The organism is Bradyrhizobium sp. NBAIM01, from assembly GCF_020194115.1.
GTDB lineage: Bacteria > Pseudomonadota > Alphaproteobacteria > Rhizobiales > Xanthobacteraceae > Bradyrhizobium > Bradyrhizobium yuanmingense.
Genome location: NZ_JADYVU010000001.1, coordinates 776428 through 791439, shown reverse-complemented (window position 1 = coordinate 791439; position 15012 = coordinate 776428). Strand labels below are relative to the sequence as shown.

13 protein-coding genes and 1 pseudogene are annotated in these 15012 nt (G+C 65.1%); 11 read left to right on the top strand and 3 right to left on the bottom strand.

Annotated features, from left to right (window positions below):
- The first annotated feature begins 56 nt into the window (after positions 1-56).
- A complete protein-coding gene (locus tag I6F31_RS03620; protein WP_225146825.1) occupies positions 57-812 on the top strand; it encodes an HAD family hydrolase in 756 nt (251 codons plus the stop codon).
- A gap of 24 nt (positions 813-836) precedes the next feature.
- Here I6F31_RS03620 and I6F31_RS03615 read toward each other — a convergent pair whose 3' ends face one another.
- On the bottom strand, positions 837-1244 hold the full coding sequence (locus I6F31_RS03615) for a nuclear transport factor 2 family protein (RefSeq protein WP_036007097.1): 408 nt from the start codon (positions 1242-1244) through the stop codon (positions 837-839).
- 95 nt (positions 1245-1339) lie between these two features.
- The gene (locus I6F31_RS03610) at positions 1340-2824 is read right to left on the bottom strand and encodes a mannitol dehydrogenase family protein (protein WP_225184702.1); all 1485 of its coding nucleotides are present in this window, start codon (positions 2822-2824) and stop codon (positions 1340-1342) included.
- A gap of 143 nt (positions 2825-2967) precedes the next feature.
- Between I6F31_RS03610 and I6F31_RS03605 the strand changes: the two genes are divergently transcribed.
- The 6 genes and pseudogenes from I6F31_RS03605 to uxuA all read left to right on the top strand — a co-directional run bounded on the left by I6F31_RS03605 (position 2968) and on the right by uxuA (position 9339).
- Positions 2968-3780, top strand: coding sequence for a FadR/GntR family transcriptional regulator (locus I6F31_RS03605; protein WP_036007117.1), 813 nt, complete (start codon positions 2968-2970; stop codon positions 3778-3780).
- Between the two features lie 67 nt (positions 3781-3847).
- Positions 3848-4824: pseudogene (locus I6F31_RS03600) on the top strand (sialic acid TRAP transporter substrate-binding protein SiaP).
- A 216-nt stretch (positions 4825-5040) separates the two neighbouring features.
- Positions 5041-5619 carry a TRAP transporter small permease gene (locus I6F31_RS03595; protein WP_036007120.1) on the top strand — a complete coding sequence of 193 codons (579 nt, stop codon included), beginning with the start codon at positions 5041-5043 and terminating at the stop codon, positions 5617-5619.
- Positions 5620-5623: 4 nt separating this feature from the next.
- On the top strand, positions 5624-7030 hold the full coding sequence (locus I6F31_RS03590; protein WP_036042393.1) for a TRAP transporter large permease: 1407 nt from the start codon (positions 5624-5626) through the stop codon (positions 7028-7030).
- Positions 7027-8076 carry an L-idonate 5-dehydrogenase gene (locus tag I6F31_RS03585; RefSeq protein WP_225134461.1) on the top strand — a complete coding sequence of 350 codons (1050 nt, stop codon included), beginning with the start codon at positions 7027-7029 and terminating at the stop codon, positions 8074-8076. Before I6F31_RS03590 ends, I6F31_RS03585 begins: the two co-directional genes overlap by 4 nt.
- 72 nt (positions 8077-8148) lie before the next feature.
- On the top strand, positions 8149-9339 hold the full coding sequence (gene uxuA, locus I6F31_RS03580) for a mannonate dehydratase (protein ID WP_225146827.1): 1191 nt from the start codon (positions 8149-8151) through the stop codon (positions 9337-9339).
- A 247-nt stretch (positions 9340-9586) separates the two neighbouring features.
- On the opposite strand, the gene I6F31_RS03575 is transcribed toward uxuA, so the two are convergent.
- Entirely contained in the window at positions 9587-10525 is a 939-nt protein-coding gene (locus I6F31_RS03575) for a LysR family transcriptional regulator (RefSeq protein WP_109144796.1), read from the bottom strand.
- 210 nt (positions 10526-10735) lie between these two features.
- On the opposite strand from I6F31_RS03575, the gene I6F31_RS03570 reads away from it, so the two are divergent.
- Genes I6F31_RS03570 through I6F31_RS03555 form a run of 4 tightly spaced genes read left to right on the top strand, consistent with a single transcriptional unit; the run spans position 10736 to position 14955 of the window.
- Complete coding sequence (locus I6F31_RS03570) at positions 10736-11815, top strand: ABC transporter ATP-binding protein (protein WP_225146828.1); 1080 nt, start codon at positions 10736-10738, stop codon at positions 11813-11815.
- Between the two features lie 33 nt (positions 11816-11848).
- On the top strand, positions 11849-12565 hold the full coding sequence (locus tag I6F31_RS03565) for an HAD family hydrolase (RefSeq protein ID WP_036027384.1): 717 nt from the start codon (positions 11849-11851) through the stop codon (positions 12563-12565).
- Between the two features lie 14 nt (positions 12566-12579).
- The gene (locus I6F31_RS03560; RefSeq protein WP_225146829.1) at positions 12580-13887 is read left to right on the top strand and encodes an FAD-binding oxidoreductase; all 1308 of its coding nucleotides are present in this window, start codon (positions 12580-12582) and stop codon (positions 13885-13887) included.
- Between the two features lie 21 nt (positions 13888-13908).
- Positions 13909-14955: an ABC transporter substrate-binding protein gene (locus I6F31_RS03555; RefSeq protein WP_225184701.1), complete on the top strand. Its 1047-nt coding sequence runs from the start codon at positions 13909-13911 to the stop codon at positions 14953-14955.
- Positions 14956-15012: the final 57 nt, after the last annotated feature.

Sequence of the window (15012 nt, the reverse complement as noted above, 5' to 3'; positions counted from 1 at the left end):
GATTTTACTCGTCTGTCGCTTCGGGCGATGTTCGCTTGGGACAGGAGGCATCGATCATGCAGGCCGAAGCGTTGGTTCAGTCGCCAGCGGACGCCGCCGATCTGATCCGGCGCGCGGCCGCGCTGATCTTCGACGTCGACGGCACCCTGGCCGAAACCGAGGAGCTGCATCGGCAGGCCTTCAATCTGGCCTTCGCCCGCCTCGGTCTCGACTGGCAGTGGGACCGCGCCGTCTACAAGGACCTGTTGCGGGTGACGGGCGGCAAGGAGCGCATGCGCGCCTACCACGAGAGGCTAGTGACCGCTCCGCCCTTGTCGGACGGGGACATCGCAGAACTTCACCGCATCAAGACCGCGCATTATGCCGAATTGGTCGAGGCCGGCCGCTGTCCCTTGCGGCCAGGCGTGACGGACTTGCTCAGGGCCACGAAGGCGCGCGGCCAGCGGCTTGCGATTGCGACCACCACATCGCACGGCAATATCGATGCGCTGCTGTCGCAGGCGCTGGGCAAACGCTGGGCCGCGGATTTCGATGCGATCGTCGCCGGCGACGACGTCAGGCACAAGAAGCCGGCGCCCGACGTCTATCTCGAGATTCTGGCGCGGCTGAAGCTCGAGGCATCCGATTGCGTTGCGATTGAGGATTCCGCCAACGGTCTGATCGCGGCCTCGCGCGCCGGCGTCCCGGTTCTGATCACCCGCAGCACGTTCTTCGGGGACGACGACTTCACCGGCGCGCATGTCGTGCTCGACGATCTGTCGGAACTTTCGGCCCGCCAAACAAAAGCTGAAAAACAACCCCATGCACAGTAGATCACGGCGCCGTGATCGCCGTGCTCAGTGGACGCGGTGACTTGCTCTATCGTCCTCGGCCTGCTCGACAATCTGTGCGATCGGACTGGACTGATGATGCACCAGGCGCCAGTCGTCGCCGACGCGGCGAAAATGGTTCGCCGCAGCCAGCGCGGTGCCGTCGACGATCTCGATGCAGAGCACGCGGGCGCTGTCGCCGTCGACGATGGCCTGCGGCTCGGCGCAGACGATCTGCGGCCGCTGCGGGTTTTGCAGGATGTCGCGCCAGCTTCCGATCACGGTGGCGCGGCCGATGATGGCCGGCCAGCCGGGATGGATGCAGGAGATGCCGTCGTCATCCGCCCACATCCGTTCCATGCCGGCGAAGTCGCCGGTCGAGAATGCCGCGTAAAAGGCCGCGTTGGCGGCGATGACCTTGGTGTCGTTTCCCATCGCTCTCGGGTGGGGCAAGGACAGGCAAAAATCAAGCGCGACTTTCCGTCGACTTTGGCCGCAGTGCAGCATTCAGGATGCTGCCCGCGTCGTGGTCACGCTGAAACGTGCGTTGCCACGGCCCGCCGCGCGCCGTCGGCATAGAGGCGGCCGAGCGCCGCGGTGACAGCCTCGCGCAGGCGCGGCTCGGCGCCGAGCGGCCCGAACACCTTCGCCACCCCGAGCAGTGCCGGCGCGAGGCGCTCGGCAACGGGTCCTGCCTCGCGCGCCAGCGCGGCGAACTCGGCGGCGAATGGATCGCGCACGTCGATCGGCCGTCCCTGCTCGTCGACGCCGCTGACGTAGCGGATCCAGCCGGCCACCGCCAGCGCATGCGTTGCGATGGGCAGGCCTCTGGCAAGGCGATCCTGCATCGCGCCGAGCAGCCGCTGCGGCAGCTTTTGCGAGCCGTCCATGGCAATCTGCCAAGTGCGATGGTGCAGCGCCGGATTGGCGAAGCGCTTGAGCAGCGAGGCGCGATAGGCGGCGAGATCCGTGCCTGATGGCATGGTCAGCGTCACCGCGGCCTCTTCCATCACCTGCGCGGCGAGGCGCGCAAAATGCGGATCCTGCATCGTGTCGGCGATGGTCTCGTAGCCGGAGAGATAGCCGAGATAGGCCAGCGCGGAATGGCTGGCGTTGAGCAGCCGCAGCTTCATCAGCTCGAACGGCTTGACGTCGCCGACGAGCTCGACACCCGCTGCGGCAAGGTCCGGCCGGCCCGCGGTGAAGCGGTCCTCGACCACCCATTGCGTGAACGGCTCGGTCATGACAGGCCAGGCGTCGCGCATGCCCAGCGCCGATGCGACCGCATCGCGGTCGGCATCCGTCGTCTCCGGCACGATGCGGTCGACCATGGTCGAGGGGAAAGCAACCGTGTCGGCGATCCACTTGCCAAGTTCCCTGGACCGCAGCGCGGCGAACTGCGTGACGATCCGCTGCACGGTGTGGCCGTTGGCGGCGAGGTTGTCGCAGCACAGCACGGTGAAGGGCGAAAGACCCTGCGCCCGCCGGCGTGCCAGCGCGGCGACGATGAAGCCCGGCGCCGAGCGCGGCGCGTCGAAATTGTTGAGGTCGTGCACGACATCAGGATGCCGCTCGTCGAGATCGCCGGTCTGCGGCGTGTGGCAATAGCCCTTCTCGGTCACCGTGAGCGAGACGATGCGGATGGCGGGATCGGCCATCCGCTCCACCAGGGCTGCCGGCTTCTCGCGCGCGACGACGCTGTCGAGCAGGGCGCCGATCACGCGGTGCTCGGTACCTTCGGCGGCGCGCACAGCGACGGTGTAGAGATGGTCCTGCGGGGCGAGGGCGTCGCGCGTCTCCGGGCTGCGCAGGCTCGCGCCGATGATGCCCCAGGACATGCTGCCCCTAGCAAGGCTATCGTCGATGACGACGGCCTGATGGGCACGATGAAACGCCCCGAGCCCGAGATGCACGATGCCGGGCGTGACGCGCGATCGGTCATAGGCCGGACGGCGGATGGCAGGTGCCAGCCGGTCGAGATTGGCGCGACCAAGGCGCATCGAGCTCTGGCGCATGGACGTCTCCCCTTGCTTTGCCGCTGCTTGACATGGCGTCCGTATCAGGTCAATGCTCCGGTCAATTGGTAAGACCAATTTTCCAAAATTGGCGGGTCGCGGGCGCCGGAGGCGCCGCGCGAGACCTTTTCGGGAGGACCAGCGTGCCGCTGGAAGCTGTGGAGGCGAGACGGCTCTATCGCCAGGTCGCCGATCAATTGCGAAGCCTGATCGACAGCGGCGAGTACGCGGTCGGCAGCCGCTTGCCGACCGAGCGCGACCTCGCGGAACAGCTCAAGGTGTCGAGGCCCACGGTGCGCGAAGCCTTGATTGCGCTCGAGGTCGAAGGGCGCCTGCGCATCCGCGTCGGATCCGGCATCTATGTGATCGAGCCCGCCGCCGTGGCCGCGCCGACAGCTACTGCCGTCATCGAAGGCCCGTTCGAACTCTTGCGCGCCCGCGAATTCCTGGAGAGCGCCATCGCCGAACAGGCCGCGCGCGTGGCGACCAAAGATGACATCGACCGCATCGACGCCGCGCTCGTCGCGATGGAGAATGTCGACCATCCTGGCGAAGCCTCGATGGTTCATGACCGCGCCTTCCATATCGCCGTGGCAGGATGTCTCGGCAATGCCGTGCTGGTGCGGGTTGTCGGCGAGTTGTTCGACCAGCGCCTCAATCCCTATTTCGCGCAGCTAGCGCATTATTTCGAGAATCCCACCACGTGGCGAACCGCGCTCGATGAGCACCGGGCCGTGCGCGACGCCATCGCTGCGCGCCGGCCGCTGACGGCCCATGACGCCATGCGCGATCACCTCGCGCATTCGCAGGAGCGCTTTGCACAGAATTTTGGTGCCGAGACATCAGCAGGGGCGCCGGCTGCACGGAGGCGAGCGGCGCCGTCCGGGGTTCAGCCGGCGAAATCAAAACGACCATCGAAGAAACAGGCCAAGAGCGGCAGCTCGCGGCGGCGATGAGATTAGGCGGCCCGCATCCATGCCGGGGCGGGCGAACAAGCAGACTTGAACGATGGAGGAAAAGTCGATGTTAAAGAAGATGACGATTGCAGCAGCGATTTCCGCCGCCACGCTGTTGGCGGCGACCAGCGCCAGCATGGCGCAGACCAAGCTCAAATGGGCTCATGTCTACGAGCCCTCGGAGCCGTTCCACACGGCGTCGGTCTGGGCCGCGCAGGAGATCAATAAGCGCACCAACGGGCGCTACCAGATCGAGGTCTATCCGGCCTCGCAGCTCGGCAAGGAGACCGACATCAACCAGGGCCTGTCGCTCGGTTCGGTCGACATCATCATCTCCGGATCGAGCTTCGCGGCCAAGAGCTTCGCGCCGATCGGCGTGACCTATTATCCCTACACCTTCCGCGATGCCGATCATCTGCTCGCCACACCAAGAGCGACATCTTCAAGGAGCTCGCCAAGGGCTATGAGGACAAGAGCGGCCACCACATCGTCGCGGTGACCTATTACGGCGTGCGCCAGACCTCGTCCAACAAGCCGATCAAGACCTGCGCGGACATGAAGGGCCTGAAGATCCGCGTGCCCGACGTTCCGGCCTATCTGGCGATGCCGCGCGCCTGCGGCGCCAACACCGCGCCGATCGCGTTCGCCGAGGTCTATCTCGCGCTCCAGAACGGCACCGTGGAGGCGCAGGAAAATCCGCTGACCACGATCGAGGCCAAGAAGTTCTACGAGGTGCAGAAGCACATCGTGCTGACCGGCCACATCGTCGACCATCTCAACACGGTGATCGCCGGCGCGCTGTGGAAGAAGCTCAGCGACGAGGACAAGAAGATCTTCACCGACGTGGCGCAGGAGGCGGCTGCCAAGGCCACCGGAGAGATCAAGCAGAACGAGGCCAAGCTGGTCGCCTTCTTCAAGGACAAGGGCCTGACCGTGACCGAGGTCGACAAGAACGAGTTCCGCGACACCGTGTTGAAGAACGTCGCGTTCGAGACTTTCGGGTACCGCAAGGCGGATTGGGAGAAGATCCAGGCGGTGAAGTGACCGCCGCTTGCCCCGCCATAAGACCCTCATGGTGAGGAGCGCGAAGGGCAGCTCGAACCATGAGGGCCCCGGTGTGCCCCGGGGGCATCCTTCGAGACGCTTGCTTCGCAAGCTCCTCAGGATGAGGAGCGGAGCAAGCGTGAGACAGTAGAACAAAGACGTCATTCCGGGTTCTCGCTTCGCGAGCCCCGGAACGACGATTTGGAGAGAGGTAACATGTCCACCGCCGAAATCCACCGGCAGATCACCGCCGACGAGATCGCGCACACCTTCGAGGAGGAGGCGACGCCGAAGGTCGATCTCGGCGTCTACGCCTTCGAGGACTGGGTGGCGCTGGCGATTTTCTGGGTGATGGCGCTCGCCGTCTTCCTGCAGTTCTTCACCCGTTACGTGCTCAACGACAGCTACGCCTGGACCGAGGAGATCGCGACCTATTGCCTGATCGGGGTGGTCTTCATCGGCTCGTCGATGTGCGTACGGCTGTCGCGGCATATCCAGGTCGACCTCGTCTATCGCTACCTGCCGCATGCCGTAGGGCGCGTGCTGTCGACCGCGATCGACCTGATCCGGATCGCCTTCTTCGGCTACGCCATCAAGCTGGTCTGGGTCTACATCAGGATCATCGGCGACGAGCAGATGACCACCATCAATCTTCCCAAGGACTATGTCTATTACGCCGTGCTGCTCGGGTTCGTGCTGATGTTCGCACGCTCCGTGCAGGTGGCGATCCAGAACTGGCGGCAGGGTTACTCGGTCCTCGAACGTCCCGGTGCCTACGACGGATCGGAAGGATAAAACCATGCTGCTGTTGCTCGGAGGCTTTCTCGTTCTCATGCTGCTCGGCGTTCCCGTGGCAATCGCCATGGCCGTATCGTCGCTGCTCTACATCCTGGTCAGCGGCGTGACGCCCGACGTCACGCTGGCGCAGCGCATGATCGCCGGCGTCGAGAGCTTTCCGCTGCTCGCCGTGCCGTTCTTCATCCTGGCCGGCAATCTCATGAACATCGCCGGCGTCACCGGGCGCATCTACAAATTCGCGGTTGCGCTGGTGGGGTGGATGCGCGGCGGCCTCGGCCACGTCAACATCATCGGCTCGGTGATCTTCTCCGGTATGTCGGGCACCGCGATTGCGGATGCCGCCGGCCTCGGCACCATCGAGATCAAGGCGATGAAGGACCACGGTTACTCCACCGAGTTCTCGGTCGGCGTCACCGCGGCCTCGGCAACGCTCGGGCCGATCATTCCGCCGTCGCTGCCGTTCGTGATCTACGGCATGATGGCGAACGTCTCGATCGGCGCGCTGTTCCTGGGCGGCGTCATTCCCGGCGTCGTCCTGACGCTGTTCATGATGGTGACCGTCACCTATTTCGCGCACAAGAACAAATGGGGCAGCGACACGCCGTTCTCCTGGCCGCAGCTCGGCTCGGCCGGGCTCGAGATATTGATCGTGCTGTCATTCCCGATGGCGATCTGGCTGATGGTGCTGGCCGGCCTTTCGGTCAACACGGCCGTCGTCATCGGCCTCGGCACGCTGCTCCTGATCGACTGGTATTTCGACTTCTCGGCGGTGATGGCGCTGATGGCGCCGGTGATCCTGATCGGCGGCATGACGCTGGGCTGGTTCACGCCGACGGAAGCCGCCGTCGCCGCGGTGATCTGGTCGCTGTTCCTCGGCCTCGTCCGCTACCGCACCATGACGTTCCAGACCGTCGCCAAGGCGACCTTCGACACCATCGAGACCACGGCCTCGGTGCTGTTCATCGTCACGGCGGCCTCGATCTTCGCCTGGCTGCTGACGGTGTCGCAGGCGGCGCAGATGCTGTCGGACTGGATGCTCAGCATCACCCAGAACAAATGGGTGTTCCTGGCGCTCGCCAACGTGCTGATCCTGTTCGTGGGCTGCTTCATCGACACCACGGCGGCGATCACCATTCTGGTGCCGATCCTGCTGCCGATCGTGCTCAAGCTCGGCATCGACCCCATTCATTTCGGCCTGATCATGACGCTGAACCTGATGATCGGCCTGCTGCATCCGCCGCTCGGCATGGTGCTGTTCGTGCTCGCCCGCGTGGCAAAGCTCTCCGTCGAGCGCACGACGGTGGCGATCCTGCCCTGGCTGGTGCCGCTGATGCTGGCGCTGATCGCGATCACCTTCATTCCCGAACTGACCCTCTGGCTGCCAAAATACATGGGGCTCTCCAAATGACCTCGACTGCTCTCGCCGCGACCCTGTTCGGCCCCGAAGACCTGCGCATGATCGAGCATCCGCTCGACAAGCTCGCTGACGGCATGGTGCGCATCCGCTTCGGCGCCGGCGGCATCTGCGGCTCGGACATGCACTATTTCCGTCATGCCCGCACCGGAGACTTCGTGGTGAAGTCGCCGCTGGTGCTGGGACACGAGATCTCGGGCGAGGTCGTGGAGATCTCCGGTGCCGCTGCGAACCTGAAGGTCGGCGACCGCGTCGCCGTCAACCCGTCGCGCTGGTGCGGCCATTGCGTCGCCTGCCGCGAGGGCCGGCCGAACCTGTGCGAGAACATCTATTTCATGGGCTCGGCTTCGAAGACGCCGCACATGCAGGGCGGCTTCGCCAACTACTTCGATGCGATCCCTGCGCAGTGCGTGAAGATTCCCGATCACGTGTCCTACCAGGCGGCCGCGCTGGCCGAACCGCTCGCGGTGTGCCTGCACGCGGTGGCGCGCGCCGGCAAGATCGAGGGCAAGCGCGGCATCATCTTCGGCGCCGGCCCGATCGGGCTTCTGACCATGCTCGCAGCGCACCGCGCCGGCATGGCCGACATCACCGTGGCCGACATCGCCCCGGCGCCGCTGGCCTTTGCGACCAAGCTCGGCGCCTCCCACGTCGAGAACGTCTCGGCCGGCGAGGAAGGGTTGAAGGCGCAGGCTGCGTCGCGACCCTATGACGTCGCGTTCGAGGTCTCGGGCACGGCCGCGGGCCTTGCCAGCGCGATCGGCATCGTCAGGCGCGGCGGCGTCGTGGTGCAGATCGGCAACCTGCCGGGCGGCCAGATCCCGACGCCGTCGAATGCGGTGATGGCCAAGGAGATCGACCTGCGCGGCTCGTTCCGCTTCGGCTTCGAGTTCATGAATGCGGTGGAACTGATCGGCAACGGCAGCGTCGATGTGCTGTCGCTGGTCACCGCCGAGCGGCCGCTCTCGACCGCGCCCGACGCGCTGCGGCTGGCGCTCGACCGTTCGCAGAGCGTCAAGGTCGTGCTGACCGCGAACTGACTTTTGTTTTGACGCGTTTTCTTCACGCGAACCGGTACCCACTTCGCTCGAAAACGCTTTGGGAGGCAGCACATGATGCTGGAGGGATGGCGCTGGTACGGGCCGGATGATCCGGTCTCGCTCGATGATGTCAGGCAGGCCGGGGCGAGCCAGATCGTCTCGGCGCTGCATCAGGTGCCGATCGGAGAGGCCTGGACGCGCAAGGCGGTCGAGGAGCGCAAGAACTTCATCGAGAACGGCCAGCCCGGCCGCTCGCAGCTGACCTGGTCGGTGGTGGAATCGATTCCGATCCCTGACGACGTCAAGCGCCTCGGCGGAAAAGCGACCAAGTCGATCGAGGCGTGGATCGCGAGCCTGGAGGCGGTCGCCGCCTCTGGCATCAAGATCATCTGCTATAACTTCATGCCCGTGGTGGACTGGTGCCGCACCGATCTGGAATGGGAGCTGCCGAACGGCGCCCGTGCCATGCGCTTCGACCAGGACCGCTTTGCGGCATTCGAGCTGCACATCCTGAAGCGCCCGGCGGCCGCGCAGGAGTATACCCCCGAGCAGCAGGCGCGCGCTAAAAAGCTGTTCGAGCAGATGAGCCAGGCGGATATCGACTATCTCGTCATGGTCATTGCCAGCGCGCTGCCGGGCTCGACCACCGAGCCGATGACGATCCCGCAATTCCGCGATCGGCTGGACACCTATCGCGACATGACGCCAAAGATATTGCGGCAGCATCTCGCGGAATTCCTCGCGCGCGTAACGCCGGTGGCCGAGCAGCTCGATGTCTCCTTGACGCTGCATCCGGACGATCCGCCGCGGCCGCTGTTCGGCCTGCCGCGCATTGCTTCCAGCGCCGACGATTATCAGGCGCTGTTCGATGCCGTGCCGTCCAAGGCCAACGGCATCTGCTTCTGCACCGGCTCGCTCGGCGTGCGCGCGGAGAACAATCTCCCTGATATGGCCGAGCGCTTCGGCCCGCGCATCGCGTTCGCCCATCTGCGCGCGACCAAGCGCGAGGCGGACGTCCTGTCGTTCTACGAGTCCGACCATCTCGACGGTGACGTCGACATGATCGCGGTGCTCAAGGCGCTGTTGAAGGAGAACGCGCGGCGCGCACCGGACAAGAGAATCGTGTTCCGTCCCGATCACGGCCACCGCATGCTCGACGATCTCGCCGCCACCAAGCGCACCAATCCCGGCTACACCGCCATCGGCCGCCTGCGCGGCCTCGCAGAGTTGCGCGGTGCGATCAGGGCGATCGAGCATCGGTAGCGGGCAAACCTCTCTCCACACTGTCATTGCGAGGAGCTCTTGCGACGAAGCAATCCAGAATCCCTCCGCGGAAAGACTCTGGATTGCTTCGCTGCGCTCGCAATGACGTGGAGGGAGGGGGGCGACGCCTCCACAGCGTCATGGCCGGGCTTGTCCCGGCCATCCACGCCTTACCACGTGGCACGGCGAACGTGGATGCCCGGGACAAGCCCGGGCATGACGGCTTCTTGTGAAGCTCGCTCCAGGCTCAATAGCACGCCGCCATGGCGCCGAGCTTCGGATAGAGCCGGTCGATCGCGGCGATCTCGCTTTTCATCTGCGCGATGATCCAGTCGCGGATCTCGGCGGCGATCGGGCGCATCGCGCGGTTGCGCGGCGGCAGGAATTCGCAGATGCGGCGCGTGGTGGTGAGCCGGTCGGAGGCCGGCACCAGCGCGCCGGTGAGCAGCCAGTGCGAGGCGACCGTCAGCCAGCCGAGCGCAATGCCCTGGCCGAGCAGCGCGGCCTGCACCACGACGGCATAGTCGGTGAAGCTCAGCGCCTTGGCCGCGCCGCGGCGGCCGGTGAGGAGCGAAGCGTAATCCGCGGCCCAGTCGCCCGGCGTCTCGGCGAGGCGAATGATGGTGTTGCCCTCGGTGGGATCGGTCTCGCCGAGATAGGTAGGGCTGCACATCGGCAGCATCACTTCCTTCATCACCAGCGTGCCGCCGGAGGGCGGCTCGTCGCGATCGCGGAAGCGCATGCCGAGATCGACATTCTCCACCGGCCCGCGCAGCGCGCCGGAAATCAACTGGAAGCGCAGATCGACTTGCGGAAACTGCTTCTGCAGCTTGTCGATGCGCGGCATCAGCCAGTGCGTGGTGAAGGCGGAGGAGACCGACAGCGTCACCGTCTCGGTGCCCTTGCGCCGCCGCTCGATCTCGACGAGCCCGCTCTCGATGCTGCGAAAGCCTTCGAGCACTCGGCGATAGAGCAGCTCGCCTTCTTCGGTGAGCACCGCGCGGCCCGCCTTGCGATCGAACAGGCGAACGCCGAGATGCTCCTCGAACTGGCCGAGCATCCGGCTCACCGCCGGCTGCGTGACGTTCAGCTCGGCGGCCGCAGCCGTGAAGCTGCCATTGCGCGCCGCCGCGTCGAAGACGAACAGGGCGTTGCTGGACGGCAGCATGCGACGGAGCTCTGGCATAACGTCATGTTATGGGCGCGGTGAGAATTTGGCAATTGCCGGATTTTGCCAAGTCTGGTGTCATCAGCATGACAGCTTAAAGACAGGCCCTTCGAGAGAGGATTTGGTGCAGCGCACGCTTTGCCGTGAGTGCTCCAAATCCCTGTCTATAAAGCAGGCTTATGGCGCGCAGTGAGGCACGCCGGCTGAGGGACATCGCGAGGTCGATCGTTGGACAAGCGCGCGGAGAGCGTCGAGATCAGGTCCGCCAGCAAGGCCTATGGCGCCGTTCGCGCCCTCGACGACGTTTCGCTCAATGTCAGCGCCGGTGAATTCGTCTCACTGCTTGGCCCGTCCGGCTCCGGCAAGACCACGCTGCTCGGCATTTTGGGCGGCTTCATCCTGCCGACCTCAGGCACGATTCTATTCGGAGGCCGTGACGTCACCTACATGCCGCCGCACAAGCGCGACATCGGCGTGGTGTTCCAGAATTACGCGCTGTTTCCGCACATGAGCGTCGGCGAGAACGTCGCCTTTCCCTTGCGCGCGCGACGCCTGCCGAAATCCATCTGGCCGGACAAGGTGCGCGCAGCGCTCAGCATGGTCGGGCTTGCCGGCTATGAAGAGCGCGGCATCGCGCAGCTCTCCGGCGGTCAGCGCCAGCGCGTGGCGTTGGCGCGCGCCATGATCTTCGAGCCGCGCCTGATCCTGATGGACGAGCCGCTTTCCGCGCTCGACAAGCAGCTGCGCGAATCCATGCAGATCGAGCTGCGCGCGTTGCACAAGCGCATCGGCGCGACCATCATCTACGTCACCCATGACCAGCGCGAGGCGCTGACCATGAGCGACCGCGTCGCCGTCATGAAGGACGGCCGGCTGGTTCAGATCGACGAGCCGGCGCGGCTGCACGATCACCCCGCCGATTCCTTCGTCGCCAGCTTCATCGGCGAAGCCACGATGCTGCCGGTTCGCCGCGTCGATGCCGCCAGCGTCGCGCTCGGCAACGTCTTGCTGCGCAGCGCGCGCGCCATTCCCGATGGCGATGCCCTGATGCTGGCCGTGCACAGCGAGAAGCTGCTGATCGATGATGGCGCGCAGGATGCCGCTTGCAACCGGCTGACCGGGACCGTCACCGACATCGTCTATCAGGGCGAGAGCCTGCGCATTTTCCTCGCGCTCGCCGATGGCATCGCGCTCAGCCTGCGCCAACCGAGCTATCACCAGGCCTATCACCGCATCCCGCCGCTCGGCGGCAGCCTCACCGTTACGCTCCACCCCGAGGACACCATTGTCGTGCCCAGGGTGGACTGAATCCAGCCTTGTTCAACCGAGAGAAGAAGCGATATGTCGACCCAAGCCGCGTTCAGCAATTTCAAGGTCCTCACCTTCGACGTCGTCGGCACCCTGATCGATTTCGAGACCGGCGTACTTGAAGCGGTGCGCAAGATCGGAGGCAAGAAGGCGGCCGAGCTCAGCGACGAGCAGATCTTCGAATCCTACAAGCGAGGCCGCGACAAGCATTATGAGCGCTCCAGCGAGGTGATGTTCTACGTCTACCGCTATCTCGCCAAGGAGCTCGGGCTGCCGGCGGACGATGCCTCCTGTGACGTCTTCCAGCTTGCCGTGCTGCGCTGGGGGCCGTTCTCGGACTCGGTCGAGGCGCTGAAGCGCCTGCGTACAAAATTCCGCCTGGTCGCGATGACCAATGCCGACCGCGTGGCACTCTCATGCTACGCGCATGCGCTCGGTAATCCCTTCGATGACACCGTCTGCGCCGACGACACCGGCGTTGCAAAACCGAACCCGGAATTCTTCGCCTACAACAAGGGCCGCCAGTCCGCCTTCGGGTACAAGCAGTCCGACATTCTGCACGTCGCGCAGAGCCAATATCACGACATCGGGATCGCGCGGAAGCTCGGCTACAAGGTGTGCTGGATCGAGCGCCGCCAGGGCATCGCCGGATTCGGCGGCACGCCGGCGGTGGAGACGCTGACCAAGCCGGACTTCCATTATCCGACGTTGAAGGCGCTTGCCGACGCGGCCATCGGGCCGGCGACGTAACGGAGAGCTGTGGCATGACACGGGACTGGCGCGCGCTGCCATCGGTCAATTCACTGTGGGAAGCCACGGCGGAGCCGGCGCGCGCGTTTCCCGTGTTGTCGGGCGAGAGCCAAGCCGATGTGGTGATCATCGGCGCCGGCTACACTGGCCTCTCCGCCGCGCACCACATCGCCAGGAGCGGGCTCAGCCCCGTCGTGCTCGAGGCCAACCGTCCCGGCTGGGGCGCGAGCGGGCGCAATGGCGGCGTGATCACCGCAAAATTCCGCCTCTCGTTCCGCGAGATCGATGCCGCACACGGCCGCGACATGGCGCGGCGCATGTACGAGATCGCGCATGAATCGACCGACATGGTCGAGGAGCTCGTCTCCGAATTCGGCATCACCAGCGCGAACCTTGTGCGCACCGGCCAGGTCAAGGCCGCGCACAATGAGACGACGCTCAAGGCCGCGATCGACGAAGCCAACTGGATGACGCGCGAGATGGGCTCCGCCGCGGTCCGCATTCTCGACAAGGGACAGGTGCGTGAGGAGACCGGCTCCGACATCTTTGTCGGCGGTGTGCTCAATCCCGGTTCGGGCGGGATCCATCCGCTGAACTATCTGCGCGGCCTCGCAAACGGCGTTGCAAGCCGCGGCGTTCCGATTTTCCAGGAGTCGCCGGTCGTCAAGCTCCGGCGCGAGAAGGACGGCATCGTTGCCGAGACACCGCAAGGCGCGGTGCGCGCCAGGCAGGCGATCATTGCCACCAACAGCTATTCGGATCTGACCGGTGCCACCGCGCATCTGCAGCGCACGCTGATCCCGTTCCGCAGCGCCATGGTCGCAACCGAGCGGCTTCCCGGCAATCTCGCGGGAAAACTGATGCCGACGGGGCGCACTTACACCGAGACCAAGCGCATGATGCGCTGGTTCCGCATGGTCGACAACCGCGTCATCTTCGGCGGCCGCGGCGCCTTCGGCAAGCAGAATTCGCAGGCCGCATTCGATGCCTTGCGCAAGGCGATGGTCGGCATCTTCCCCGATCTCGCCGATGTCCCGCTCGCATACAAATGGTCGGGCCTGGTCGCGATGACGCTGGACTCGGTCCCGCATATCGGCCGGCTCGATGACCGCACGCTCTTCTCGGTCGGCTACAACGGCGCAGGCGTTGCGATGTCGAGCCTGATGGGCAGCTATCTCGCCGCCTTCGTGCGCGGCGAGACGCCCGACGTCGGCCTGCTCGACGCGCGGCGCATGAAGGCGATTCCGTTCTATCCGCTGCGGGAGCCCGCCGTGCGCATGGTCGCCGGCTGGTACCAGTTTCTCGATGCGATCGGTCGGTGAGATCATTTGGAGGAGGTGAGGATGACGATGAAGCAGAAATTTGGATTGGGCTGCGCGCTGCTGGGCGCAATCGGACTGACCAGCGCGGCTGATGCCGCCGAGCAGATCACCTTTGTCTCGCAGGGCGGCGCCTATCAGCAGGCGCAGACGGTGGCGATCCTCGATCCCTCCGCCAAGAAGCTCGGCATCACCATCAACCAGGACTCCATTCCCGATGCCTGGCCCGCGATCAAGACGCAGGTCGGCAGCGGCAAGCCGATCTGGGACGTCGTCGACACCCCGACCGGTAACTGCCTGCGCGGCGGCGAACAGGGGCTGATGGAGAAGCTCGACTTCTCGAAGATTCCAAACGGCGCGGCGATGCCGGAGGCCTATCGCAGCCCCTATTCAGTGTCCTACGAGTTCTATTCGAGCGTACTTGCCTACAGCCAGAAGAAATTCCCGAAGGACGCGCCGAACAGCTGGGCCGATTTCTGGGACGTGAAGAAATTCCCCGGCCGCCGCGCGCTGCGCAACCATCCGTTTGCAACGTTGGAGGCGGCGCTGATGGCCGACGGCGTCGCACCGGACAAGCTTTATCCGCTCGACGTCGACCGCGCCTTCAAGAAGCTGGAAGAGATCAAGCCGCACATCACGGTGTGGTGGACCTCGGGCGCGCAGTCGGCGCAGTTGCTCAATGACGGCGAGGTCGACATGGAGATGGCCTGGAACGGTCGCGTCAGTGCCGTCGCCAAGGAAGGCGCGAAGGTCGCCTTTACTTACAACCAGGGCATCCTGCAGAGTACCTCGCTCTGCATCCTCAAGGGCGCGCCGAATCTCGGCACAGCGGTGAAATTCCTCAACGAGGCCGTCGATCCCGTGCACCAGGCCAATCTGCCGCTGCACATCGACTATGGTCCGGGCAATCCCAAGGCGTTCGAGACCAGCGTGATCAAGCCCGAGCGCGCCGCGCAATTGCCGAGCGAGCCGGCCAATGCGGCGAAGCAAGCGCTGATGTCCTATGCCTGGTGGTCCTCGCCGGCCGGAGAAGCCGCCGAGAAGCGCTGGGCGTCCTTCATGCAGAAGTGAGCGAGGCAGCGTTGACGACTTCAGTGCCAGATCCCTCCCAAAAACATCAGCGCCGTG